Raw genomic sequence first — 20113 nt, forward strand, 5'->3', positions numbered from 1 at the left:
CCGGTAACCCTTTGATATTGTTGGTGAGCGCGCTGGGACTCGAACCCAGGACCCTCTGATTAAAAGTCAGATGCTCCACCTCGTAGTGATGCATCCACACGCTACTCCGCGGTGAGCCAAAGATTCAATCAACGAACAGCACTACAATAAAATGGGTATTACTCTCTCAGGCTCGACCTGCCGACGAAAGAGAGATTGGCACAGATCAAAACATCTCTGGACTGACCACCCAAGGCTGCTTTGTCGTTGCTCTTGGATGAGCGTTTACAATAAGCGTTTCGGTATTACCGCAGCGGCCAACGACCAGAGATGCCGCTACAAGGTTTCCATTGGGTTTGGTGCGGCGTCTGCGCCAGATAGCGGGAGGGACCAGCCGGACCTCATGGTGGCAGGGTGCCATTAAGGACAACCAGATGGCTACAATTTGGATCCCCAGCGTAGCACCCGCCCGAGGCAATAAGCTCTTCGTGCGATCCTGCCTCGAAAGCCTTATTCCTCCTGCACTTCGCCAGCTGGGTCCTTCATGTGACGTGAAACGACAGCCTCCTCGCCGAGGAGGCCACGTGGTCTCACCAAAAGAATGAGCATCAGAAGCAGCCCAATGAGAACAACTTGCAGGGTTGCTGCCCTGGCCTGATGCTCGGCCGGGACGAGTTCCCGAAGCACGTTCCCAGAGAGTGTCCATAAGGCCCACACGACGACGGTTCCAAGGATGGCCCCACGATTGTTGCCCGAGCCGCCCACGATCAGCATCGTCCAAAGCTGAAACGTGAGGATCGGCAGAAAATCCTCCGGAGCGATATAGCCAACAAAGTGCGCGTAGAGCGCTCCGCCAAGCCCCATGAGCATGCAACCGATCACGAAGGCCTGGAGCCGAAACCGGAAGGCTCGCTTTCCTAGGGACTCGGCCGCCGTCTCGTCCTCCCGGATTGCCCGCAAAACGCGACCCCAGGGGCTACGCACCAGACGCTCCAGGGCAACATAGCTGAGACCAAGCAGCGTTATAGCCATCGCTAGATAAGCCAGATTCCAGGCAAGGTTATCGACGATGACACCAGCGAATGGCTTTGGGATGAACTGCAGCCCGAACGGACCACCCGTTAAGCCCTGAGCATTCAACGCAACCAACTGCAGGGTCACAGCGATACCGAATGTGGTGATGGCCAAATAGTCGTGCCGCAGCCGCAGTGCCGCCACCCCGACGATAAAGGCTGCAAGCCCAGACGTCACCATCGCTCCGAGCCATCCGAGGGGGATGGGCAGACCCAAGCCGCCGATCTGATCTGGGTAGTCCGGCGCTGTGAGGAGAGCCGACGTGTAGGCCCCGATCGCAACGAATCCCGCAACGCCTACGTTGAACAGGCCTGTAAAGCCCCACTGCAGATTAAGGCCGAGCACCACCAGGCCATAAATTGTGACAAAGACGAGAAAGAAGGTGCCGTACGAGAGTAGGCCGAGCAGATCGGGCATCACGGCCTCTCACCAAAGAGGCCAGTGGGGCGAACGAGCAGAATGGCGATGAGGACTATGAAGGCGGTCGCCGCTCGATATTCAGCCCCTACGATCGGTACCGACAGGCTCTCCGCAAGCCCGACGATGAGACCTCCTGCGACCGCCCCGTAGACGCTGCCAATTCCACCAAGGATTGCCGCGGCGAAGAGCGGAAGCAGAAGGTCGAGGCCGAGTTGTGGCCGCAGTTGCACTGTGAGGCCTGAGAACACCCCCGCCACAGCTGCAAGAACGGCTCCGATGACCCAAGTGGCGCGGATCACTCGATCGACGTCGATGCCTGTCACCCGAGCGAGTTGCGGGTTGATGGAGGTTGCCCGCATTGCTTTACCGAGGGTTGTGCGCGTGAGAAAGAGATGGAGCCCGACGACCGAAACGGCCGTCAGACCAAGGACAAAAACTTGATCTGGGGTGATCCGTAACCCGCCCAGCACGTCCCGTGGGACAAGCCGGATAGCAACCTGAATCTCACGGCTGTAATACTCTGGAACTGCGCCAAAAATGAACTGAAGCAGGTTTCTCAGCACAAGGGCGGCCCCAAAGCTCGCCATGATTAGCGTGATCGCGCTCCCGTGTCGCCGCAGCTGACGAAACAGGAGCAGATCGACCAAAAGCGCCAACGCCGCAGTGGCGATCGCTGCAACGCCAAGCGATGCAAGAAGCGTCCAGCCGAACGAGAATGGGCCAAGCGGTTCCATAGGTCCCCAGACAGCAGCAAAGCCGAGGAGCGCTGTCCATGCGAGATAGGCGCCCCAGGTCAGAAGCTCGCCATGCGCGAAGTTCGCAAAGCGCAGGATCGAATAGACCAGCGTCACGCCGATGGCTCCAAGCGCAATGACCGAGCCGATGACGAAGCCGTCGGCGATGAGCTGCAACACTAGGTGTCTCCTCGATGGTGTCCGAGATAAAGCGCAGCGACCTGCGGATCGTTCGCGAGCTCGCGCGCGGTGCCAACAACCCGGGTGCTTCCTTCGACCAAGACTGCAGCACGATCGGCTATGGCAAGGGCCGCCTTTACGTTCTGCTCAACCAGCACGATTGTGACACCGGTAGCGCGAACCTCGACGAGCTTTTCGAAGACGATGCCGACGAGCTTTGGCGAAAGACCTGCCGAGGGCTCATCCAGCATCAAGACCTTCGGCTCGCCGACCAGCGCCCGAGCAACAGCGAGCATCTGGCGCTGGCCGCCTGAGAGACGACCGGCCAGGAGTCGTCGCTGACGCGCAAGGTCGGGGAACAGGGCATAGAGTTCGCCGAGCCGCCGCTTCTTCGGCACCTTCAGGATTGAGGCAGCGAGATCGAGATTGTCGTCGATTGAGAGGTTCACGAACACATTCTCGGTCTGTGGCACGTATCCAAGGCCCTCGTGCGGCAGTCGATGAGCCGCGCGTCCGGTGATCTCCCGATCGTGCAGGAGAACCCTTCCTGCAGAGATCGGTACGAGCCCGGCGATCGCCTTGATCAGCGTCGACTTTCCGGCTCCATTCGGTCCGAGGACAGCAACAATCTCGTTGGATTCGACCGACAGTGACGCGCCCCGCACGATCGGGAGCCCCGGCTCGTAGCCGGCCTCCAGCGTCTCGACCCGGAGCGCCGTCACGCCGGGGCTCCGCCGAGATAAGCCTCGACCACCCTCGGATCGTCACGGACCTCTTGGGCTGTTCCGGCCATTAAAAGGCGCCCCTGCGCCATCACCAGGATGGGATTGCACAGGTTCATCACCAGATCCATGTTGTGCTCAATGACCAGGAATGTGACGCCCTCTCGGTTGAGACTCACGATCCGATCGACGATCGCGTCCAACAGCACGGGATTGACCCCAGCTCCCGGTTCATCGAGCAGGATCAAGCGCGGCTTGGCCACAAGAACCCGGGCGAGCTCCAAGAGTTTGCGCTGGCCACCGGACAGGACGCGGGCCGGTTGATCAGCGAGATGGGACAGGCCCACGAAGTCGATCCAGTGCCGGGCTGCGGCCGCCAGCGTCTGTTCCTCGGCGGCCACCCGGCCTGGCGTGAGCCAATTGGCCCAGAACCGCTCACCTCGCTGGTGCAATGGTGCCACCATAACGTTCTCCAGAACGGTCATCTCTGGAAATGGCCTGGGGATCTGAAACGTCCGGGCGAGTCCTTTAGCGAAGATCCGATCCGGCGAAAGTCCGTCAATCCGCTCTCCCTCGAGACTGAGAGATCCGGAAGTTGGCGGGAACAGGCCCGCCAGACAGTTGAAGAGGGTTGTCTTGCCTGCCCCATTTGGCCCAATAAGACCCGTGATCGTACCCTTCTTGATCGTGAAGGACACCTCATCGACGGCACGATTGCCGCCGAAGGTCTTGGTGATCGACTGGGCTGTCAGCATGAGGGGAACGGAGTCCGCGATTGGGCCATGTTGCGAGGGCGGTGATTTTGCGTCATGAGAATGGGCACGTGCAACAGGCAATGGACGTTGTCCCGTGGCAGATGATTCCTTCGAGCTCTACGACCTGAGGGTAGAGGTCGTCGCCCCAGAGGGCGCCACGCTGTATTGTGGCGCCAAGCCCGGTGACTATTTTGAGCTCAAGGGGGAGATGCTTCACCTCCCTCCGGGCCAGGGATTCTCGATCTATTCGCTGGCTGCGCTCTTGCCGCTCCTCCCTGCGAAGCAACGCGTCACTCACCCGAACGACTGGATGTCCACCGACGCCGAGGTCGCCTGTCCAGATCCCAATTGTCCGAGCAGGCTTCGGATCAGCCGGATGGCGAAACGCGTGTTCCGCCACGCGGAGGTGACGGCGGTCCCTTTGCCCGATGAAGGCCTGACATGACCGTCGAAACCATTGAGCTCGCCCCGGGCTACCGGATCTCTCGCATGTTGCGCGGCGGCTGGCAGCTCGCCGGCGGGCATGGTGCCATTGAAGCCGAGCGGGCGATCGCCGACATGGCTGCGTTCGTGGATGCGGGGGTCACGACCTTCGACTGTGCCGACATCTACACCGGCGTCGAAGAGATGATCGGGCGTTTTCGCGATCGCATCCTCGCCGAGCGCGGCTCCGCAGCACTGAACAACTTCAAGGTACACACGAAGTTCGTGCCTGACTGGGACGCCCTATCCCGCGTCGACCGTCCCTATGTGCGGGAGATCATCGACCGCTCGCTCCGGCGGCTCAGGATTGAGCGCCTCGATCTCGTGCAGTTCCACTGGTGGAACTACGCCGTTCCAGGCGCCGTCGAGACCGCGCTCATCCTCAAGGAACTCCAGGATGAGGGGAAGATCCACCAGATCGGCGCCACCAACTTCGATACACCCCATACGCGAGCCCTGCTCGATTCCGGGGTGTCGCTTGTGTCAATGCAGGTCCAGTACTCGCTTCTCGATCAAAGGCCCGAGAACGGCCTTGTTGCGCTCTGCCAGGAGCGCGACATGAAGCTTCTGTGCTATGGGACGGTAGCGGGCGGCTTTCTTTCGGAGCGATGGCTCGGCGCCCCGGAGCCGCAGGAGCCCTTCGCCAATCGTTCGCTGGTCAAGTACAAGCTCATCATCGACGACTTCGGCGGCTGGTCCTTATTCCAGAACTTGCTCGGCACCTTGCTGGAGATCGGGCGCAAGCACGGGGTCAGCCTCACGGCGGTGGCCACCCGGTGGGTCTTGGACCAACCCGCAGTGGCAGGCGCCATCATTGGCGCCCGCTATGCCGAGCACCTGCCCGACAATCTCGATGTGTTTCGGCTTGCCCTCGATGAGGAGGACCGGGCCGCCATCGACAGCGTTCTGGCACGCAGGACCGGTCCGAAAGGAGACACCTACACGCTGGAGCGTGATCGGGAGGGCCGGCACGGTCGCATCATGCATTACAACCTCAACGAAGCGTGACCCTCATGGGCCTCGACCACCCCCTCGCCCAGGCCGTACTCCAGGAGGTGGCCGACCTGCATGCCTTCTTCGAAGCATGGCTCAGCGGAACGGCCGAGAACACAAACACCGTATTTTCCCGCGTGAAGAGCTCTCTCGGCGAGGAGTTCACCATGGTGTCTCCGAGTGGACAAAGGCTTCAGCGATCGGATGTGATCGGGTGGCTGCGGGGAGCCCACGGGGCCAGGGCGAGCCAGAGCTCATTCCGCATTGCCATTGCCGAGCCCGAGATCCTGCTCTTGCGACGTCCGCTCGTCCTTCTCGGCTATGTCGAGGAGCAAACAGTGGGCGACGTTGTCACCCGACGCCAATCGACCGCCCTGTTTGAAGTCTCAATCGAAGGCGGACGGCGTGTGCGTTGGCTTGCCTTGCAAGAGACTTGGATCGATCCGGGCTCTTGAGGACCATTCCAGCTCGCCACACTTGCCAAAAGGCCGCCGAGACGAAACACTGCCTGGTGGCCAGGAGGAGCAAGCGACGTCAGAGCTCACTCCGGCGGACTAGACCAAGGGAGAGTGTTCACCGTGCGCTTTACATCCATTGTTTCAGCCGCCACCCTCGCGATTGCTCTCGCGCCACTGCCAGCATCCGCACAGCAGCCCTGCACGCATACGGTTGGCGTTGTCGTGGAGCTGACCGGTCCGGCCGGGCGCTTCGGCCAGGCTGCGGCCAAATCCATCGAGCTTGCCTTTAAGGAAATCAACGAGGCGGGCGGTGCCGCCGGCTGCCAGCTCGCCGCGGACCTTAGGGACTCGCAGAGTCAAGGCTCCGTTGCAGTCGACCAGGCCCGGCAACTCGTTGACCTCAAGCGCGTGCCGGCGATCATCGGCGGCATCATCTCCTCCGTATCGCTTCCCATTCTGACCTCGGTCACAGCGCCAGCGAACGTGGTTCAGATCTCGCCCGCCTCCTCGTCGCCGACGCTCACCCGTACTGCACAAGAGGGAAAGACCAACGGTATTTTCTTCCGCACCATCACCTCGGATGCGCTCCAAGGCACAGCAGCCGCGAAATACGCGATGGATCAAGGCCTGAAGAAAATTGCGATCATTCACGTCAATAACGACTTCGGCGTGAACATGGTGGCGGAGTTCAAGCGTGCCTACGAAGCGCTCGGAGGCCAAATTACCTCCACAACGCCGTATAACCAGGGTCAGGCCTCCTATGCACCGGAGGTCACCCGCGGTCTTGAGGGAGATCCACCTGCCCTTTACCTCGTCTCCTATCCGGGCGACGGCACAGCGATTGCACGCACCTGGATCTCGCAGGGCGGCGCCGCAAAGTTTCTCCTGAACGACGGCATGAACAGCGCGGACTTCATCCGCGACGTCGGGCCGCGTTACCTGAACGATGCGTTTGGAACCTCGTCCGGCACGACCAAAACGCCCTCGACCGAGCATTTCGTGAAAGCCTATCCGGTAATGTCCGGCGGCTTTGATGCCAATGCCCCAGCCGCTGACAGGGCTTATGACGCGGCAGCAATCCTTGGCCTTGCGGTGGCTCAGGCCGGCAAGTTTGAGGCGGCAGCGATCCGCGACGCCATTCGCAAGGTCACCGGGAGTGACGGCGAAGTGATCTATGCCGGTCCGGAGGGCTTCAAGAAGGCGCTCCAACTCATCAAGGATGGCAAACCGGTGCGCTACGAAGGTGTTATCGGCCCTGTGAGCTTCGACCAATATGGCGATATCACCGGCCCTTTCCGACTATGGCGAATTCAGAACGGTGAGATCACCACGGTCGGCCAGATGGGCGTCGATGAGGTCAATGCCATTAAGGCTAAGATCCCATCGCGCTAAAACCTGCTCTGTCGGTGACACAGGCTCCGCGCCCAGCGCGGAGCCTTCGCCTTTTGCCGGAGATTACCATGTCGCTTCCCCCCGATCGGATACTGCTCGCACCCGGGCTTGAGATCAGCCGTGTGGTCACCGGCCTTTGGCAAGTGGCCGATATGGAGCGGGATGGCCGCTTCTTGGATCGCGACGCGGCAGCCGCCGCCATGGCCGATTATGCCCGCGACGGCTTTGACAGCTTCGATATGGCCGACCATTACGGCAGTGCGGAGCTGATCGCCGGTCGTTTTTTGAGCATGCAAACTGGGGCCGAGAAGCAGCGTCCGGCGGCTTTCACCAAGTGGTGCCCCACGCCTGGGCCGATGACCGCAGACGTCGTGCGGGCTGGTATCGCCCAGCGCCTCGAGCGCCTTGGTGTCGAGTCCATTGACCTCTTGCAATTCCATTGGTGGATGTTCGAGCATCCCGGCTACATAGATGCCATGAAGGAGCTTGTTGCGCTGCAGCAGGACGGGCGCATCCGCCATCTCGGCGTGACGAATTTCAATACCGACCACCTGCGCCTGCTGGTGAAGCACGGCTTCCCGATCGTATCGAACCAGGTCTCCTTCTCCCTTCTCGACCGCCGCGCTGCGGAAGACATGAGCACTTTCTGTCTCGCCGCCGGCGTGCGCCTGCTGGCCTATGGCACACTCGGAGGCGGCTTCCTGACGGACCGGTGGGTGGGTGCGCCCGAGCCAACATCTATCGAGGATTGGAGCAAGTCAAAATACAAGCGCTTCATCGACACCATCGGAGGGTGGTCGGCTCTTCAGACGATTCTGGCGGCCGTGCATGAGATTGCTCGCAAGCACGGTGTGTCGGTTGCCAATGTGGCCACGCGCTGGGTGCTCGAACAGCCGGCCGTCGCGGCTGTCATCGTTGGGGCTCGGCTGGGAGAGCGCGAGCATCGGGCAGACAATGCTGCCCTGTTTTCGTTCTCCTTGGACGAAGATGACAAACAGCGGATCGACGAGGCTTTGGTGTCTACTCGGCGCATCCCAGGTGATTGTGGTGACGAGTACCGTCGCCCGCCTTTCCTTACGGCTTCCGGCGATCTCAGCGATCACCTCGAGAGCTTCCCGCCCGTGTTCGAGGCCGTCCCGATCGATGGGCGATCTGACCGCCTACGCATTGACTCCGGCAGCGTCTGGGAGCCCATCTGTGGGTACAGCCGTGCCGTGCGGATTGGCAATCGCATCCTTGTTAGCGGAACAACAGCCACCCACGGCACAGGTGAAATCATCTGTCCAGGCGATCCCGAAGGGCAGGCGGTCTACATCCTGGATAAGATCGCAGCGAGCATCGCCTCTTTGGGCGGAACGCTCGCGGACACAGTCCGAACGCGTGTCTATCTCAGCAATGCAGACGACTGGGAGCCTGTTTCCCGGGTGCATGGTCGATACTTCGGAGCCGTGCGACCTGCAAATACTTTGCTGGAGATCTCACGCTTGGTCGGGGAGTACGCAGTTGAGATCGAGGCTGAAGCTGTCGTCACTTAAATACCTTCGTTTGAAGCGGGTTCCACTCGCAGATTTGCGCATGCCTTCGTACATGCAGCTATAGCCAGTCGTATGTACCAAGTTGCTTGCTGACGACGCGACACCACTCAATCCAGAGGCTTCTATGCTGCACGTCCTCGCCTTTATCACCACCAAACCCGGCATGCGCGATGCCGTGCTCCAAGAGTTCAGAGCCAACATGCCGGCTGTGCACGCGGAGGACGGATGCATCGAGTACGTTCCCGTGATCGATGTACCGACCTTCGGCCCCTTTCAGGCCGAGCTCGGGCCAGACACTTTCGTCGTTGTCGAGAAATGGGCGAGCACGGAAACGCTCAACGCCCATGCCGCGTCTGCGCACGTGAAAGCCTATGCCGCAAGGACAGCCGACATGATCGAGACGCGTATGATACACGTCCTTTCACCTGTCTAGATCCTGATCCAGCGTGAGAGGTTGACCCCTGAGGCAGCCGAGCGACAAAAGCTACGGAGCTAGCGCTGCCTCGGGGTTTTCCCGGCGAGAATATCCGCGGCCCAGCTCCTGTCGATGTTGCCACCGCTGAGGATAACGCCGGCTTTGCGTCCCTTAATCTGGGCCTGCTCTTTGGCAAGAGCGGCAAGCGCTAAAGCACCGGCTCCTTCTGCAAGGTTGTGGGTGTCCTCGTGATAGATCCGGACTGCCTGAGCGATATCATCCTCAGCGACTTCAACGATGCGGGCAGCACCGGCTTTGATCAGCGCAAAAGCCGTTTCATCAGGAACTCTCACTGCCGCGCCATCCGCGAAAGTGGCGACCTGGTTGACCGGTACGACCCGGCCTGCATCGAACGACAGTCGATAAGAATTTGCCTCCTGCGGAACGACGCCCACGATTTCTGTCTTGAGGCCCAGGAGGTCACGGGTGCGGATAAGCCCGCAGATGCCGGATCCTAGTCCGATAGGGGCATACACCACGTCAAGATCGGAAAAGGCATCAAATAGTTCGTGGGCGTAGGTTGCCACACCTGTTACGAGATCGGCGTGGAACGATGGGATGAACTCATAACCCCGCTCTATGGCGAACTCCGATGCATGCTGCTTGGCATCATCGAAGTCTCGCCCATGCTCGATGAGCTCAGCCCCGAAGGCGCGCATCGCGGCATTCTTCTCAACGGAGTTTCCTTGCGGAACGACAATGGTGACAGGCAAGTCGAAATGGCCTGCTGCCAGGGCTAGGCTCTGGCCGTGATTGCCACGTGTAGCGCTGATGATGCCGCGGACGTGCTGGCGCTCTCGCCTGAGACGATCGAGATAGACAAGACCGCCTCGCACCTTGAAAGCGCCAATAGGTGTGTGGTTCTCGTGCTTCACAATGACCGTAGATCCGAGGCGTTTGGCGAGAAGAGGCCAAGCATATTGTGGAGTCGGCGGCATGACCGAGCGCACGATGGTGATCGCCCTGTTGAGCTCATCGAGTGTGAACATCGACCTCCCCTTTGAAGCAGCCCGGATCCAAGAGACTCTTCCGGAAATTGTAAGGCAGTCGTCCCAGAGTTGCAGCTTTCAGCAGTAGCAGAGGCGTGTTTCAAACCATAGCCCCGAAATCTATTGGTCCCTCACCTCCTCCGTCACTGCCCTGTGTCTGCTTTGACCGGGTCCCACGATCTTACAAAGCAAAAGGTAAGGAAGAACACGTAGAGAGGGTCCGATTTGCCAACACGTCCACAGTGGTGGTTGTCCTCCCGCCTTCCCGAGGAGGTTTGCTGATGGTTCGCGCTTCTTGGCGAGAGATGCGGCAAGCTCGACCTCCCTGGTTCCTACCAGATGCTCGGCCAGACTTGGCAGGAACACGGGGTGCCAGAGGTGCTGGAAGACACAGGCATTGTGGTCGGCCCTGCCACACTTTGGATCGTAGCGGTGGAAACTACCCCGGATCGACAGCAGAAACTCCTCTGTTGCCAGAGCCTGCCATCGAGAATGAGGGTGCATTCGTTCATGACGTGGCGGTCTCGGAGGTGCTCGTCATCCACGAGCCAGTTGAAACAGTGTTCTATCTGCACACCGCATCGTCAGTCAGTAATTTGCGCCCTCCAATCCGATCTAACGATTGGCTGTGACAGTTGGGGCGGCTTGATCTCCGAAGGCGACCCAGGCTTTGCCGCTGGTGCCCTCCCGCTTGATGAAGGTATACCCAGTTTGGCGCCAAGGCAGGACAGCGTCTCTCTTGTTGTCGAGAATGAAATCGCCCTGGTCGGTGAGGACCATGAGTACCGCATGCCCCTGCCCCTTGTCGTCGATGACGGCTGTCATCCGCAGGGCACGGTGCGGCAGACCGGCCTGAACCAGCAGCTTGCGCTTCATGAGTTGAATGTCCTCGCAATCACCGAGCCCATCATCCGGATAGTCCCACCGGTCGAGAACACCCCAATGATCCTGGTCTGTGACCGCCAGGATCGATGAGTTGACGCGCTCGTTCACCTGCGTGAGAGCCGCCCAGATGTCAGGGGTTAGGGCGATGCGCGTGGGCTGTGAGAGATCGATATGGCATTCACGAGGTTGGTGCTGGCAGAAGCTGACCCAAGCCTGCGTTGGTCCTGCACGTCCTACCACTTGGATACGATCAGTTCCTCGCATGGAGATCAAGCTCTGGGCAGACGCAGCCTCCGAGAACCCCGAGAGGCTCACGAGGGTAAGACCCATCAGGGCCAGCCCCAGAAGCATACGCTTGGTTTTGGCACCACGATCAAGGCGGCTGCGGAGAAACTGCTCAACATTGATCATGATAGGCTCCGATGGCGGAGCCAACACGATGTGCTCTCACGGTAAATGAGGTCTTAACCCGCTTCAGCCTGAAGTGCGGCATAGCCGACGCACTTCCGGGATACCGGTACGGGAAGTTGGCGGAGCCGCATAAAAAAACCCGGTGCTGGAAGCACCAGGTTTGATTGAAAGAGCATCTAAACGGCTATGGCCGCCGTACAGTGCAGCGAGGTGAGCTAAGCAGCCTTCTTTGTACGTTTGCCCTTGGTAGACGCAGCCACTTCGTCCGATGTCGCAGTCGCCTTCGCAGCAACCCTCTTGGGTTTGGCAGGAGCAGCATCATTGGCAACGGCATCCACCAGAGCAGCAGTCTTTCTGCGCTTCTGGCCGAGCCCCATGGTCTTAGCAAGCTCGGAGCGTGCCTTGGCATAGTTCGGCGCGACCATCGGGTAGTCAGCGGGCAGACCCCACTTCGCCCGGTACTGCTCGGGGGTCATGTCGTAGGTGGTCCGCAGATGGCGCTTAAGCGACTTGAACTTCTTCCCATCCTCCAGACAGACAATCGCATCCGCAGTCACAGATTTCTTGACTGGAACAGCGGGCGTCAGCTCAACCTGCGGCTCCTGGCTCTGGGCCTGCCCTGTCCTCGTCAGAGCCGAGTAAACAGAACTAAGGAGGGCCGGAAGCTCAGAGGCCGGAACGGAGTTGTTGCTGACATAAGCCGAAACAATGTCAGCAGAGAGTTCGATGAAGTTCGGAGAGGTTGTGCTCTCGCTCATAGTGTTCATGTCCTCGGCTGCACAGGAACAGGTTTCAGAAGGTGAATAGAACTAGATGAAATCCGAGCAGGATCAGCAGGAACGGCCCGTGCAGCACAGTAAATACCCGTAACCTTGGCTCCACCTATGCCCCTTGCTCACCTTTGGCAAGGCACCCCTACCGGTTCAATAGAAGACTTTATCCCTCATTCAGCAGAAGCTGAGATCACGCTGATGTTTCAACACCACTGGGCCGCAAGCGGCCAAGCTGAAACGCCTTCGTGAGGACGTCGTTAACGTGGCAGCAGATCGCAGTTCGCGATTGGTTCGTTGGAGAAACAGTCATGCGCGCACATATCAAATACGCTGCTCTTACAGCTGCCCTCCTGATTCCGACCCTGGCCTCAGCCGATCCAGGAGGGGCCGCAGCCGGTGCTGCAGCAGGCGGTGCAGTAGGTGCCGTTGTTGGAGGTCCAGTTGGCGCAGCCGTCGGGGCTGGGGTAGGCGGCGCAACTGGTGATGCCGCTTCAGGACCGGACCAGAAGAACGTCGTGATTGAGAACCGGGATGTCGGCACAACCGGCAGCACCGGCTGCTCGACAACGACGAAACAGACGACTGACGCGACCGGCACCACCACAAAGCAAAAAACGGAGTGCTAGGGCCACTCTCCCGTCAGGCGGTGTCGGTTGGTGCACCGCCTGCTCACTGCACTACTTCCTCTTACGGTTCTGGGTCTCGAGGGGAGCTTTGGCGAAAGACTGCAACTCCCCTTAGTCAGTGATGCTCCTCATCGGAGGATTGGTCGGCCAACCGTTTGATCTCGAAAACCGTAGCCGTGACAAAGGCGGAGATGACGAGGAAGGTTGCAACGGTCGTGAAGGTTCCCTCCTGAACCCCTGGGTTCATCCCGACCAAAGGGATAAGCAGCAAAGCCGGAATACCTAGGGTGATTGCGCCAAGAAGGTAGACCGGGTTCGCTGATCCTTCAGCCTTGTCGCCCCCACTAACCCTGTGCTCCAACTGCTCTTGCGCCCAGACCTTCACACGTCCCGAAGCACCTCTCGCCCGTTCTGACGCAGCATGGAGGCGTGGTCTCCACACTCTGATCGCTTGTTGAACCTGGCCTTCGAGGCCGGCACCGAAAGATCTCTTCCTATCCCCTCGGCCTTCCGACTTGAGCTCACGAGTCATAAGATGACGCTGGGTTGGGTCCTGCTTTTGGGCGACTTGTATCTCAAGCCCCTCGCTGGGCCGGGGCTGACCACTTGCAAGGGCGTGATGAGGCTCCGTTGGGCCGAGACCAACCGTCTGCACCGGCTGCTCGACCTCGTCTCTGACCCTGCTGTGTAGGTCTTGCTGATCTGGCGTGTTCCGATTGTCTTCCATTGCCAAGTTGACGCCTGGGGCGAGGGTGTCGCTCTGGGCGGGCGGAAGTCGGGAGCCAGTGCTCCCTTCTGGTCCCTCTAGTCTCCCATGGGGCATCTCAGCGCTCAGGGAGTCCAGAGCCGAGTTCGCCTTCCTCGGCGCAGCGCGCGGCTTACGGGTGGTGGATTTGGGCCGCTGCACACCAGCCTCGACATCCGGCCGTTTGCGATCATCACGTTGGCTTGGGCGTTTGGGGGCTTTGCTCATATAGGGATCAAGGGCAGATACCTTGGCTTTTTGATGACACTGATGCTGAGGCTTTATGCCAGAAGCGCATCTGGCGTGATCCTTGCTGTAAGGCTTGGATCGCGACACACGGGAACCCCGATCCAGCATCTCTGTTGGCCTGACATGTGCCGTCAGCCAGGAGGTCGAGACAATGATCTGCCCGTTTTGCAAGCAAGAGGTCGATGAGCCCTGCCGCAACACCGTGGAGATGCAGCGGCGGGCCAGCGATCACATCGAACGATGCGATAAAGCTCTGAAGAACCTAAAGGGGATTGTGTTCGGCTAACCGTGGCGGTTGGCATATCGCCGCTTTTTAGTGAGTTTCTTCTGCCCTTCGAGCGTCTTGGCTGGGGCAATCACCTCCCTTTAGTGGCGGGTGTTCTTTTTGAACGACGGTCGCATGCGCGATTTACCGGCCATGGGTTTGTCCTTCTCAGTTTGGAAAGCATCGAACCACATTAGACTGGGCTGAGCATCTCATCCTGAGTGGGTATCTGAGGCTGTCCGGGGTCCAAACCACGAGGTGATAAACTCTTGCGGCTCATCCGAACGCATTGAGCCGGGACGGATAGATGCCAACCTTCTTCGGTTATGGACGATTCACCCGAGACGCTATGCGCGGCATATTGCATGCGTTTGAAGATCGGACAGAGCCTGTCCCCAAGCTGTTCGAGCCTCATGGGACGGCCGATCTCCTGGGGCATGACCCCAGGCTGTGAGTTCGACGGGAGGCTCCTGGCAGAGGCTACCAACGAGGGGTTGGTGGCCACAGCCGGTCTTGTTGCAACAGGCGGCCGGGCTCAGAACACCAAGGTAGCTCGTGCTCGAACTCCTGGGAGAAACTATGAAGATCTTTGCACTGACCGGAGCTGGCGCGTCAGCCGAAAGCGGCCTGGGCACCTTTCGGGATAAGGATGGGCTGTGGTCCCGCTTTGACCCGATGAAGCTCGCCACACCAGAGGCATTCGCTCACAGTCCGGACGAGGTGCATGCCTTCTACAACATGCGCCGCCAGAACCTCCTGTCGGCAGAGCCCAACGCCGCTCACCGGGCCCTTGCCCGCTTGGAGGCCGGTCTGGCCGAGCGCGGCGGTAGCCTGTTTCTGTGTACCCAGAACATCGACGATCTTCACGAGCGAGCGGGCTCGCAGCGGGTCGTGCATATGCATGGCGAACTGCTCAAAGCCCGTTGCACAGCCTGTGGTGAGACAATGCCTTGGCACGAGGACTTGAGCGTCGAGATCCCTTGCCCGTCCTGCCGCTATTCCGGAGGGTTGAGACCTCACGTAGTCTGGTTTGGCGAGATGCCGCTGGAGATGGATGCGATCTATGACGCTCTGCTCGGGGCAGACCTGTTTGTTGCAATCGGCACTTCGGGCTCCGTCTACCCGGCAGCAGGGTTTGTGTCGGAGGCACGGGGACATGGCATCCGCACCTGCGAGATCAATCTGGAGCCCTCGGATAACGCCCGCCAGTTCGATGAGGGACGGTATGGGCCAGCCAGCGAGGTCGTCCCAGCGTGGGTTGAGCAGGTACTCACGTCAAGATCTTTGAGCGACCAAGGCGGGTTTACGGCTCCCGGCTCATCTCATCCGAAATAGTAGAATCGTCACGTTGGCGTACGGCCTGACGAGGAGCATAGTCCTGCTCTCTCGTTCTACGTTCGTCGGAGGTGGTCATGTCCAGCCTTCTTGTCCATGTCACCTGCGGGCCTGAAAACCCCACTAAGGCTGCACTCGCCTTCTTCGTCGCGGCAGCAGCCGTCGAGGCAGGGCATCAGGTTCACATGTTCCTGGCAGGTGATGCGGTTCAACTCATCCGCGAACCCACGCGCACCGGCCTCGTCGGGCTTGGTACAGGTGCCTTTCGGGAGCATTTCGACAAGGTGATCGCCGGAGGTGGCCGGCTGTATCTCTCGGCTGGGTCCTGTGCGGCGCGGGGTGTCAGCGATGCGGACCTTCAAGGTGTCTCTCACGAGAAGGCCAGCCCACCTATGCTCGTGCGGCTGGTGATGGAGTGCGACCGCAGCATCGTCTACTGACCCGGTGCATCGCACGAGTCAGGAGGGGAGACCTGATGGAAGACGCTGTTTCCATTTCCGTCCTTGAGGATTTTGCGGCAGCCTGGAACCGGCATGACCCGGATGCGATCCTGTCGATGATGACGGAAGACTGCGTGTTCGAGGCCAGCCGTGGTCCTGACGTGAAGGGGACGATCTTTACAGGTCAGGCTGATGTCCGCCGTGGAATTGAGGAGGTCTTTGCAACCTTTCCGGATGCCCGGTGGAATGATCCTAAGCACTTCATTGCTGGAGATCGGGGCGTCTCCGAGTGGGTGTTCACGGCCACCGGGCCTGACGGCGCTCATGTGGAGGTTCAAGGCTGCGATGTCTTCACCTTCCGCAATGGCAAGATTGCAGTCAAGAGCTCGTACCGGAAGCAGCGCACCGGCTGATCTCCAGAATTCCTCTTGTTCATCATCAAAGTACCGGTACGCTCGGCTCTCCAATATGTTGCGGGAGGGCACAGGCATGAACGGCGCTGCCACAGATCATCGAAGCCTCTGGTTCCTCAATACCTACGTCACGATCCGTATTTCGTCACGGGATGGTTCGGACGGCATCTCAGTGCTTGAGCACCGAGCCTCACAGGGGGACTCTCCGCCGCTGCATATCCATCATGACGAGGATGAAATCTTCCACGTGCTTGAAGGTGAGGTGCGCTACCAGGTCGGAGATCAGGAGCACCGCGCCAGCACTGGAGAAACGCTGCTCACTCCCAAAGGCATTCCTCACACTTACAGGGTGGAGTCGGCTGAGGCCCGCATGCTCACCATCACCCGAGGCCAATTCGAGACCTTCATCCGCGCCTTTGGCCGTCCTGCTGAATGGCAGGGGCTGCCTGATCCATCCGGTCCACCGACGCCTGAGCAAGCTGAGGCCCTTGCGCGTGCCTGCCGTCAATTCGGGATAGAACTCGTCGGGCCGCCGCTTTCGTAAACCGGGTTACCCGTTTGCGGGGTGCTCCTCGACGAGGGTGCCGATCAGACGCAGCAGTTCCTGCTGTTCCGGCCCTGCGCCCCGCCCCAGGAAAGCCGCGATATCTTCATGTTCCACCTGCCCTCCGGAAGCGACATTGGCTTCGTGGCGGACGAACAAAGCCCCCGAAGGATCTCGGATCAGATACCAGCGGTCACCGCTTGGGCTTTCATAGAGCTTGCGCGCCTTCTTCATGCGGGCTCCTGTCGGGTCGAGATGGCACATCCACTGTAACCCATCGCAGCAAAAGGCGGAAAGCACAGATTGATCGAGCAGGGCTTCAGGATAATCCAAGCCGCATGATCAACAGAGCCTAGGAAGGGGCCCCCCACCGGAATGATGCTGGATCTATCAACTGGACAGGCTCTGCTGGGTGGCTAGCCCGGATCGCATTCTTGTAGACGATCTACCTTCCGTTACCCCGAACAAGCCAGATCTCATAATTTCAGGGTGCCCTCATCGATAGCCCGACGCCTGTAATTCAAAGAGTTCGGCGTAGCGACCGCCTGATGCAACGAGCTGTTCGTGTGAGCCAGCCTCCACGACCTGCCCATTCTCGAGGACAAGGATGCGGTCGGCCATCCGCACGGTCGAGAACCGGTGCGAGATCAGAATGGCGGTCTTGCCCAAACTCAGATCCCGGAAGCGCTGGAAGACCTCGTACTCCGACCGGGCATCGAGAGCGGCGGTCGGCTCATCCAGGATGAGCACCTCGGCATCCCGCATGTAGGCGCGCGCGATGGCGATCTTCTGCCATTCACCTCCGGAGAGATCCGCCCCCCCGTGGAATCGCTTGCCGAGCGGCTGGTCATATCCTTGGGGTAGGCGTTGGATAATTTGATCGGCGAGGCTGCGCTCCGCCGCCTGCTGGATCCGGTTGCGATCATCGGTGGCCTCGATGCGACCTGCTCCGATGTTCTCGCCGGCCGTGAAGTGAAACCGCACGAAATCCTGAAAGATCACGCCAATGTGGCGTCGCAGATCCGCCAGATCATATTCACGCAGGTCATAGCCATCGAGAAGGATCCGTCCCTCTGTCGGATCGTAGAGCCGGGCAAGGAGCTTCACGATCGTGGTTTTGCCGGCTCCGTTCTCCCCAACCAAAGCTACGACCTCGCCGGCTGTCAGCGTCAAGCTCAGGTGGCGGACAGCCCAGTGATCTGAATCTGGATACCGGAAGCCTACGTTCTCAAACACGATCCCCAACCGCAGCGGATGCGGAAAGGGTCGTGGATTTGCCGGTGACGCGATGCTTGGACGGACATCGAAGAATGAGAACAGATCCTCCAGGTACAGCGCCTGCCCGGCGATCTGGGAAAACCCCAGAAGCAATCCCTCTAGCAGCCCCCGCAGCCGCAGGAAGGAGCCGGACAGAAACGTCAAGTCACCGATGCTGAACTCGCCCCGGACGGTTCGCCACACAATCAGAGCATAGGCCAGATAATAGGCACATGACGCGAGCGTGGCGAAGAGCGTGCCCCATGCGGCCCTGCAGATCGCAAGCCGCCGGTTGTCCGCATACATCCGATCAGCAAAGCCTTTGAAGCGCTCGACCAGAAAGGCGTTAAGACCGAAGAGCTTGACCTCCTTCGCGGTTTCGACGCTCGAGCCGAGATAACGGATGTAGTCGAGCTGACGTCGCTCCGGGGTGCGAAAGTAGTTGAGCCGATAGCCCTGCGCGTTGAAATGCACCTCACCAACAAAGGCCGGCAGGAGAGCAAGGATGATCAGGACGATGAGCCAAGGCGCATAGACGAGCAGGCCGGCAGCGAGTGAAAGGACGGTGAGCCCATCCTGTGCCTGCCCGAAGATCTGGGTCAGGAGAGTGGTTCGCCCAGTGACCTGGCGGCGAGCCCGTTCCAGTCGGTCCTGCTGATCACTGCTCTCGAACTGCTCAAGATCCAGAGTCGTCGCATGCTCCATCAGACGCACACTGGCGAAGTTGCTGTAGCGCTCAGATAAGAGGCTGTCGACGAGGGAGCTAGCCCGCCCTAAGAGATCAGCGATGATCGCGAGGGCCAGCTCCAAAACGAGCAGCCCACCGAGAAAATCAAGGCGGCCGCTCCCGATCCAATCGCTGAGATTTGCCCCCGGTGAGGCGAGCTGTGTCTGGGCCACCACCTCATCAATGATGAGCTTTCCGATATAAAGTATCATAAGAGGGAGGATTGAACGCGTCAGTCGCAGCCCGAGACTTGCCGCTGTAAGAGCAGGGCTGGCCTGCCAGACCAGACGGAACAGAGACGGAAGGTGACGTAAGGCGCCAACCCGCTCACGCAGCGAGCGGCTGGAGGGGAACACTGGAGCGACCATCCCATTAAGATGGGGGTCCAGGGCTTACTCGTCGAGCCACCTAACCGCCGCCGTGGGGTCTGGTCCCAGAACAAGGATGGAAGCCATCGCTCCGGGAGGGCGCCATGACAGACGACGATCAAGACAACTCCCCTGATCAGCACGAACACTGGAAACACCACGGCGTTCAAGTGATCAAAGGTGACCGCCTCGACCCGAACACCGCTCAGACCCCGGGCATGTTTCGGCAGGCTGCGATCAACCATGCGCGGGTTGGAGCACAGAAGATATGGGCCGGCACGGTGTCGATCCAGCCAAATGCCAAGACTGGAGTTCACCACCACGGTGAGTTGGAGAGCGTCATCTATGTCGTGCGAGGCAAAGCTCGCATGCGATGGGGTGAGCGGTTGGAGTTCGTTGCGGAGGCTGGACCTGGCGACTTCATCTATGTGCCGCCCTTCGTGCCTCATCAGGAGATCAACGCCAGTCCGGATGAGCCCCTCGAATGCGTTCTCGTGCGCAGCGATAACGAGGCCGTCGTTGTAAACATCACAGACGTGGATCCTGTCGAAAAGCCGGAGGAGGTTTACTGGGTCGACCCGATCCACAAGCAGCCGGAATAAGGGCATTCCAGAACCACAAATCCTACCAGACAGTAACAGTCCCGGTGCTTTCCCTAGGCTGACTGCAGGATCACTTAGCTCCCCGCAGAACCAGCGGGATCGGGGCCAAGGACGGCGTTTACACCGAAATGCAGACTTACCACTCGCTGGAAGAACGTTTCGCACACATCAGCTCGATCGAGGACGCGATCGGACCGGTAATGCCTACATCAAAGCCTTCCTCCGACAGCATTTCCTGAACCGTCCGCAGCGGTGGGAACACCTCGGCACCGAACAGCCGTCAG

22 protein-coding genes are annotated in these 20113 nt (G+C 59.9%); 12 read left to right on the top strand and 10 right to left on the bottom strand.

What is annotated here, in order from left to right; translation table 11 throughout:
• Positions 1-489: 489 nt before the first annotated feature.
• The 4 genes from IC232_RS25505 to IC232_RS25520 are packed head-to-tail and all read right to left on the bottom strand — an operon-like array spanning position 490 to position 3864.
• A complete protein-coding gene (locus IC232_RS25505) occupies positions 490-1470 on the bottom strand; it encodes a branched-chain amino acid ABC transporter permease (protein WP_190847766.1) in 981 nt (326 codons plus the stop codon).
• On the bottom strand, positions 1470-2387 hold the full coding sequence (locus IC232_RS25510; RefSeq protein ID WP_190847767.1) for a branched-chain amino acid ABC transporter permease: 918 nt from the start codon (positions 2385-2387) through the stop codon (positions 1470-1472). The genes IC232_RS25505 and IC232_RS25510 overlap by 1 nt, the downstream gene beginning before the upstream one ends.
• Complete coding sequence (locus IC232_RS25515; protein WP_190847768.1) at positions 2387-3109, bottom strand: ABC transporter ATP-binding protein; 723 nt, start codon at positions 3107-3109, stop codon at positions 2387-2389. The genes IC232_RS25510 and IC232_RS25515 overlap by 1 nt, the downstream gene beginning before the upstream one ends.
• Positions 3106-3864 carry an ABC transporter ATP-binding protein gene (locus tag IC232_RS25520; protein WP_190847769.1) on the bottom strand — a complete coding sequence of 253 codons (759 nt, stop codon included), beginning with the start codon at positions 3862-3864 and terminating at the stop codon, positions 3106-3108. Before IC232_RS25520 ends, IC232_RS25515 begins: the two co-directional genes overlap by 4 nt.
• A 94-nt stretch (positions 3865-3958) precedes the next feature.
• On the opposite strand from IC232_RS25520, the gene IC232_RS25525 reads away from it, so the two are divergent.
• The 6 genes from IC232_RS25525 to IC232_RS25550 all read left to right on the top strand — a co-directional run bounded on the left by IC232_RS25525 (position 3959) and on the right by IC232_RS25550 (position 9158).
• On the top strand, positions 3959-4309 hold the full coding sequence (locus IC232_RS25525; RefSeq protein WP_190847770.1) for a TIGR04076 family protein: 351 nt from the start codon (positions 3959-3961) through the stop codon (positions 4307-4309).
• Positions 4306-5355 carry an aldo/keto reductase gene (locus tag IC232_RS25530; protein ID WP_190847771.1) on the top strand — a complete coding sequence of 350 codons (1050 nt, stop codon included), beginning with the start codon at positions 4306-4308 and terminating at the stop codon, positions 5353-5355. The genes IC232_RS25525 and IC232_RS25530 overlap by 4 nt, the downstream gene beginning before the upstream one ends.
• A gap of 5 nt (positions 5356-5360) precedes the next feature.
• Positions 5361-5795, top strand: coding sequence for a hypothetical protein (locus IC232_RS25535; RefSeq protein ID WP_190847772.1), 435 nt, complete (start codon positions 5361-5363; stop codon positions 5793-5795).
• Positions 5796-5918: 123 nt separating this feature from the next.
• A complete protein-coding gene (locus tag IC232_RS25540) occupies positions 5919-7190 on the top strand; it encodes an ABC transporter substrate-binding protein (protein WP_190847773.1) in 1272 nt (423 codons plus the stop codon).
• A 68-nt stretch (positions 7191-7258) separates the two neighbouring features.
• Positions 7259-8725: an aldo/keto reductase gene (locus IC232_RS25545; RefSeq protein ID WP_190847774.1), complete on the top strand. Its 1467-nt coding sequence runs from the start codon at positions 7259-7261 to the stop codon at positions 8723-8725.
• Between the two features lie 124 nt (positions 8726-8849).
• Positions 8850-9158 carry a putative quinol monooxygenase gene (locus tag IC232_RS25550; protein WP_190847775.1) on the top strand — a complete coding sequence of 103 codons (309 nt, stop codon included), beginning with the start codon at positions 8850-8852 and terminating at the stop codon, positions 9156-9158.
• 59 nt (positions 9159-9217) lie between these two features.
• On the opposite strand, the gene IC232_RS25555 is transcribed toward IC232_RS25550, so the two are convergent.
• The 3 genes from IC232_RS25555 to IC232_RS25565 all read right to left on the bottom strand — a co-directional run bounded on the left by IC232_RS25555 (position 9218) and on the right by IC232_RS25565 (position 12243).
• A complete protein-coding gene (locus tag IC232_RS25555) occupies positions 9218-10189 on the bottom strand; it encodes a threonine dehydratase (protein ID WP_190847776.1) in 972 nt (323 codons plus the stop codon).
• Positions 10190-10804: 615 nt separating this feature from the next.
• Positions 10805-11485 (bottom strand): transglutaminase-like cysteine peptidase, encoded by a 681-nt coding sequence (locus IC232_RS25560; protein ID WP_190847777.1) that lies wholly within the window; start codon positions 11483-11485, stop codon positions 10805-10807.
• Between the two features lie 215 nt (positions 11486-11700).
• A complete protein-coding gene (locus IC232_RS25565; RefSeq protein ID WP_190847778.1) occupies positions 11701-12243 on the bottom strand; it encodes a MucR family transcriptional regulator in 543 nt (180 codons plus the stop codon).
• 323 nt (positions 12244-12566) lie between these two features.
• On the opposite strand from IC232_RS25565, the gene IC232_RS25570 reads away from it, so the two are divergent.
• On the top strand, positions 12567-12884 hold the full coding sequence (locus IC232_RS25570) for a glycine zipper domain-containing protein (RefSeq protein WP_190847779.1): 318 nt from the start codon (positions 12567-12569) through the stop codon (positions 12882-12884).
• Between the two features lie 115 nt (positions 12885-12999).
• Here IC232_RS25570 and IC232_RS25575 read toward each other — a convergent pair whose 3' ends face one another.
• On the bottom strand, positions 13000-13269 hold the full coding sequence (locus tag IC232_RS25575) for a hypothetical protein (protein ID WP_190847780.1): 270 nt from the start codon (positions 13267-13269) through the stop codon (positions 13000-13002).
• 1453 nt (positions 13270-14722) lie between these two features.
• Here IC232_RS25575 and IC232_RS25580 point away from each other — a divergent pair.
• The 4 genes from IC232_RS25580 to IC232_RS25595 all read left to right on the top strand — a co-directional run bounded on the left by IC232_RS25580 (position 14723) and on the right by IC232_RS25595 (position 16875).
• On the top strand, positions 14723-15478 hold the full coding sequence (locus IC232_RS25580; protein WP_190847781.1) for an NAD-dependent deacylase: 756 nt from the start codon (positions 14723-14725) through the stop codon (positions 15476-15478).
• 77 nt (positions 15479-15555) lie between these two features.
• Entirely contained in the window at positions 15556-15918 is a 363-nt protein-coding gene (locus IC232_RS25585) for a DsrE family protein (RefSeq protein WP_190847782.1), read from the top strand.
• Positions 15919-15953: 35 nt separating this feature from the next.
• A complete protein-coding gene (locus IC232_RS25590; protein WP_190847783.1) occupies positions 15954-16331 on the top strand; it encodes a nuclear transport factor 2 family protein in 378 nt (125 codons plus the stop codon).
• A 76-nt stretch (positions 16332-16407) separates the two neighbouring features.
• Entirely contained in the window at positions 16408-16875 is a 468-nt protein-coding gene (locus tag IC232_RS25595) for a cupin domain-containing protein (RefSeq protein WP_190847784.1), read from the top strand.
• A gap of 6 nt (positions 16876-16881) precedes the next feature.
• On the opposite strand, the gene IC232_RS25600 is transcribed toward IC232_RS25595, so the two are convergent.
• Positions 16882-17109, bottom strand: coding sequence for a hypothetical protein (locus tag IC232_RS25600; protein WP_190847785.1), 228 nt, complete (start codon positions 17107-17109; stop codon positions 16882-16884).
• Positions 17110-17370: 261 nt separating this feature from the next.
• A complete protein-coding gene (locus tag IC232_RS25605) occupies positions 17371-19227 on the bottom strand; it encodes an ABC transporter ATP-binding protein (RefSeq protein ID WP_190847786.1) in 1857 nt (618 codons plus the stop codon).
• 104 nt (positions 19228-19331) lie between these two features.
• Between IC232_RS25605 and IC232_RS25610 the strand changes: the two genes are divergently transcribed.
• A complete protein-coding gene (locus IC232_RS25610) occupies positions 19332-19829 on the top strand; it encodes a cupin domain-containing protein (protein WP_190847787.1) in 498 nt (165 codons plus the stop codon).
• The last annotated feature ends 284 nt before the right edge of the window (positions 19830-20113 follow it).

The sequence above is a fragment of the Microvirga sp. genome, assembly GCF_014699075.1.
GTDB lineage: Bacteria > Pseudomonadota > Alphaproteobacteria > Rhizobiales > Beijerinckiaceae > Microvirga.

Excerpts from the sequence above, each read along its gene's own strand:
- IC232_RS25585 (WP_190847782.1), top strand. The coding sequence starts at position 15,556 with ATGTCCAGCCTTCTTGTCCATGTCACCTGCGGGCCTGAAAACCCCACT.
- IC232_RS25565 (WP_190847778.1), bottom strand. The coding sequence starts at position 12,243 with ATGAGCGAGAGCACAACCTCTCCGAACTTCATCGAACTCTCTGCTGAC.
- IC232_RS25595 (WP_190847784.1), top strand. The coding sequence starts at position 16,408 with ATGAACGGCGCTGCCACAGATCATCGAAGCCTCTGGTTCCTCAATACC.
- IC232_RS25560 (WP_190847777.1), bottom strand. The coding sequence starts at position 11,485 with ATGATCAATGTTGAGCAGTTTCTCCGCAGCCGCCTTGATCGTGGTGCC.
- IC232_RS25610 (WP_190847787.1), top strand. The coding sequence starts at position 19,332 with ATGACAGACGACGATCAAGACAACTCCCCTGATCAGCACGAACACTGG.
- IC232_RS25555 (WP_190847776.1), bottom strand. The coding sequence starts at position 10,189 with ATGTTCACACTCGATGAGCTCAACAGGGCGATCACCATCGTGCGCTCG.
- IC232_RS25520 (WP_190847769.1), bottom strand. The coding sequence starts at position 3,864 with ATGCTGACAGCCCAGTCGATCACCAAGACCTTCGGCGGCAATCGTGCC.
- IC232_RS25550 (WP_190847775.1), top strand. The coding sequence starts at position 8,850 with ATGCTGCACGTCCTCGCCTTTATCACCACCAAACCCGGCATGCGCGAT.
- IC232_RS25530 (WP_190847771.1), top strand. The coding sequence starts at position 4,306 with ATGACCGTCGAAACCATTGAGCTCGCCCCGGGCTACCGGATCTCTCGC.
- IC232_RS25545 (WP_190847774.1), top strand. The coding sequence starts at position 7,259 with ATGTCGCTTCCCCCCGATCGGATACTGCTCGCACCCGGGCTTGAGATC.
- IC232_RS25570 (WP_190847779.1), top strand. The coding sequence starts at position 12,567 with ATGCGCGCACATATCAAATACGCTGCTCTTACAGCTGCCCTCCTGATT.
- IC232_RS25505 (WP_190847766.1), bottom strand. The coding sequence starts at position 1,470 with ATGCCCGATCTGCTCGGCCTACTCTCGTACGGCACCTTCTTTCTCGTC.
- IC232_RS25605 (WP_190847786.1), bottom strand. The coding sequence starts at position 19,227 with ATGGTCGCTCCAGTGTTCCCCTCCAGCCGCTCGCTGCGTGAGCGGGTT.
- IC232_RS25590 (WP_190847783.1), top strand. The coding sequence starts at position 15,954 with ATGGAAGACGCTGTTTCCATTTCCGTCCTTGAGGATTTTGCGGCAGCC.
- IC232_RS25580 (WP_190847781.1), top strand. The coding sequence starts at position 14,723 with ATGAAGATCTTTGCACTGACCGGAGCTGGCGCGTCAGCCGAAAGCGGC.
- IC232_RS25535 (WP_190847772.1), top strand. The coding sequence starts at position 5,361 with ATGGGCCTCGACCACCCCCTCGCCCAGGCCGTACTCCAGGAGGTGGCC.
- IC232_RS25600 (WP_190847785.1), bottom strand. The coding sequence starts at position 17,109 with ATGAAGAAGGCGCGCAAGCTCTATGAAAGCCCAAGCGGTGACCGCTGG.